At 64.8% G+C, this 213-nt stretch carries 1 protein-coding gene; it reads right to left on the bottom strand.

Features of this window, described 5'->3' with window-relative positions:
• Positions 1-213, bottom strand: a 213-nt coding sequence (locus tag DM373_RS28625; RefSeq protein WP_157966930.1) for a hypothetical protein, incomplete at both ends; no start/stop codon positions are given.

The raw sequence follows: 213 nt of genomic DNA, 5'->3' as shown, positions 1-213 counted from the left end.
GTTGCAGGTGTTGGCCGGGGCGCCGTTCTTGCATTGATTGGGGGCCTGGGACGCAGGCGCCTGCTCTTTCTGGGTTTCCAGCTTGCCTTCGGCCAGTTGATGGCGGGCCTTGCTGGTGCCGCCGGGCTTGATGTTGGCTGCCACTACCTGGGGATTACGCTGGCGCCACTGCTTGACGCTGCTGGCCAGGGTCTGGCTCAGGGCTTCGATGGA

Source organism: Pseudomonas sichuanensis (genome assembly GCF_003231305.1).
GTDB lineage: Bacteria > Pseudomonadota > Gammaproteobacteria > Pseudomonadales > Pseudomonadaceae > Aquipseudomonas > Aquipseudomonas sichuanensis.
Note: the sequence above shows the minus strand (reverse complement) of the source record. Positions and strands in the feature narration are given on the sequence as shown.